Here is a 3,123-nt window from a genome sequence, read left to right on the forward strand (position 1 = left end):
ATTAACACCAAACCCATACTTTCTATTTTTATTCTATGTTTAATTATCTTATCTTTTATGCTTATACTAATAGAGGTTTTTAGTAAGCATTATACCTTTGCATTTTTTAAAACCAATAGTTTGACAAATGTAACTTGGGTTTTATTACAAAAAGATGTAGATAAATTTGATTTAAAAGGCAAAATAATTGCTTTTGACTTTCCACTAGATACAAAATATTTTAAAAAAGATACCCCCTTTGCAAAAGAAGTGAAATGTCAAGGAGGGGATAATCTCTCTACGCAAGATAGGGATTATTTTTGTAACAACCATCATATCGGCAAAGCAAGAATAGTTGATAGCAAAGGAGCTGCTGTGAAGCAATTTGTATTTAATGGTGTGATTCCTAAAGATTCCTATTTTGTAATGGGAGATAATCCTAATAGTTTTGATAGTAGATATTGGGGATTTTTAACTAAAGATAAAATTAAAGGAGTGGCAATATGGGAATATTAAAAAAGCATTCAATGAGTTTAGCTTTAGTTATGGCACTAAGTGCAAATAGTGTTAATGCCGGAATTTCTGATTTTATTCAAAAATCTCTTAATGCCAAGACGACAGAAACTTCGGCTGGATATTATAAATCACAAGTTTCGGGTTTAGCAACATTAGGAGGTGCTAGAGTTAGATGGGGTGGAGTAGATAATATTCGCCCCTTTAATGTGCAAACTCCACATATTAATGTGGGTTGTAGTGGTATTGATATGGTATTTGGTGGTTTTTCTTACTTAAACTTTGAATATTTAATTGAAAAGCTTAAAAAAATCTCTACTGCTGCTCCTGCTTTTGCATTTAAAATGGCATTATCTACCCTTTGTAAGGATTGCGATACCATAATAACAGCGTTAGAAGATATTTCTAATGAAATTAATAAATTAAACTTTGACTCTTGTCAAGCACTATCTAATTGGTCTAACAGATTAGGAGAGAAATTATCAGGCGTTGGTTTAACAGGAGTGGAAGGAGGGCAGGTAGCAAGTTGGCTTCAAGGTATGAATGATGGATTATCCAAATGGGTAGAGAAATCCAATAATTTTATTAATGGAATAGATAACAATAATCCAGATTCTAAGAACACGACAATCATTTATGATCAAGGCTCTTTACTACAACAGGGTTTAAAAAATCTTAAGAGTGTCTTTAAGCAATTAATGGGAGAGAAAGAATATGAGAAAATCTTGCGTGCGGTTTTTGGAGATGTTATTGGGCATAAATTGGAAAATAAAGAAGATGTTATCCCTAAATACACACATTTGCCACCAAGTATCAATACTGAAGAATTCGTAAAAACACTGGGGGGTGATAAAAATAATCCTGAACAATCTATTTTTACTATTACTAATTATGAAATTGCAGAAATAGGTGATAGTGGAATGTATAGAATCAAAAATTTAGGAACAGAAGAGATAAGAGTAGAATCTTATTATGGAATCTTAAAAAAACAAATTCAAGCCATTATTGATAAAGGAATAACCGACCAACCTTTAGAACAAGCCGATATTTCCTTAATTAGCTCCCTTGATTTGCCAACTTGGCATTTAATTAATATTGCCATTGCAAATAGTATGAATGCAGATGCTTATATAGAAATCATCTCCACGAATGCTTTTAAAGGCTTAATTAACAAATTTGCAAACAATGTTTATAGCCAAATTGCAACGATTATAGGACAAATGAGTGCAAATGGTAGATATGATACCCCTGAAGCCAAAGAAGCTCTAAGTGCATTCCAAAAAGATATAAGAGAAATCTCATCAGCTATTATAAATACTATGGATAAGCAACTTGAGCATAATGAAAAAACATTAAACGCAAATACCCATCTACAAAAGCTCTACCAAGAATATCTCATTAGAAGTAAAGGTGCAAAATAAAGGGGAGTAAATATGAAAAAACTACAAACAATATTCTTAGCTTTTTGTTGCATAACTAGCTATGCTCTTAGTAATGATGCCTTTGTTAGTGGCAGTGAGAGTGCCAATAGTTTGCTTAATCATTTTAAAGGGAATATGGACACAACAATCACAAGTCCTATTACAAATGGTAGTGCATTAAAAAGTGTAGATGGAGAATCAAGCGGTAAGGTTAGCCTTACTTGTAATGGAAAAAGTGTTGAGTTTTTAAACATTGCTTATACAGGAAGTGATTTTATTAATATTTCTGTTTCTATAGATACTAATGGTGATGGTATTAAAAAATCTCATTATTCTTTTAGTGGTATTAATAATATCTGCTCTAATGGATTTGCTAGATGTTCTTCTAATGGTTCTAGTAAAAATAATAATTGTAGGTTTTATGCGTGGGAGAGTGCTGGTAATTCTTTGAAAGTCAAAGAAATACTAGAACAAGAAGCATTAAGTTGCTATTGTATCAGTAATGCTTGTGGTGGATTAGCAAGGAATGCAAAAGAGAGAATCTTAAAAGATATTGGTGGTGGTTTAATTTCTACCCTTGCAAAAAGTTCTCATAAATTTATAGTGGGTGGAAGTGAAATAAAAAATGATTCTTTAGTATATTATGGTTCAAATGCTGAGGCTTGTGAGTATATAGGAGAAATGCCAAATGTTAATAGAGGCTCTAGTTTAACAAATGCCTCTACAAAACTTGCTTCAGAGCAAAGCGGAGATGAAAATAGTGTGTATTCTATCTTTCAAAAATCCACAGATAATAATACTCCCCTTGATAAAGAAGTAGAAAGCTCTTTAAAATCCTCAATTAATAACATAGACAATTCTTTAACTTATAAGAAAAATGCAACAGGATATGATTTCTCCTATGTTGATTCTAAGGGAAATAAACAATCTTCAAACTACCAAAATCAAGATATTAATGAAATTTTATATTGTGAGATAGAATATTCTGAAGTCTCCCCTACACTCTTTTCTGATAACACTATAAGGGGTAAAACTACAAATTCTAATACCACAACCAAGACTGCTATTAAAGAATGTTTAAATAATCGTTGTCCTCTAAGTAGTGGAGAGAAAATTAAACACCAATGTGGGAAAATTGATGATTTTGCAGAGACTATCGGAATATTAAGTGGTGTTAATGAAGTAATGAGGGATATGGTATGTGCAAGAT

Annotated in this window: 3 protein-coding genes; all 3 read left to right on the plus strand. The window is 31.7% G+C overall.

Annotated elements, in window-relative coordinates; all coding sequences use genetic code 11:
* A partial coding sequence (lepB, locus tag LS72_RS10190; RefSeq protein ID WP_238700801.1) for a signal peptidase I occupies nt 1-495 on the plus strand: 495 nt, incomplete at its 5' end.
* On the plus strand, nt 483-1,913 hold the full coding sequence (locus LS72_RS10195; RefSeq protein WP_138155332.1) for a conjugal transfer protein TraH: 1,431 nt from the start codon (nt 483-485) through the stop codon (nt 1,911-1,913). The genes lepB and LS72_RS10195, both read left to right, overlap by 13 nt.
* A gap of 12 nt (nt 1,914-1,925) precedes the next feature.
* On the plus strand, nt 1,926-3,123 hold a 1,198-nt coding region (locus LS72_RS10200), incomplete at its 3' end, for a hypothetical protein (protein ID WP_138155333.1).

The sequence above is a fragment of the Helicobacter apodemus genome, assembly GCF_000765745.2.
GTDB classification, from domain to species: domain Bacteria; phylum Campylobacterota; class Campylobacteria; order Campylobacterales; family Helicobacteraceae; genus Helicobacter_D; species Helicobacter_D apodemus.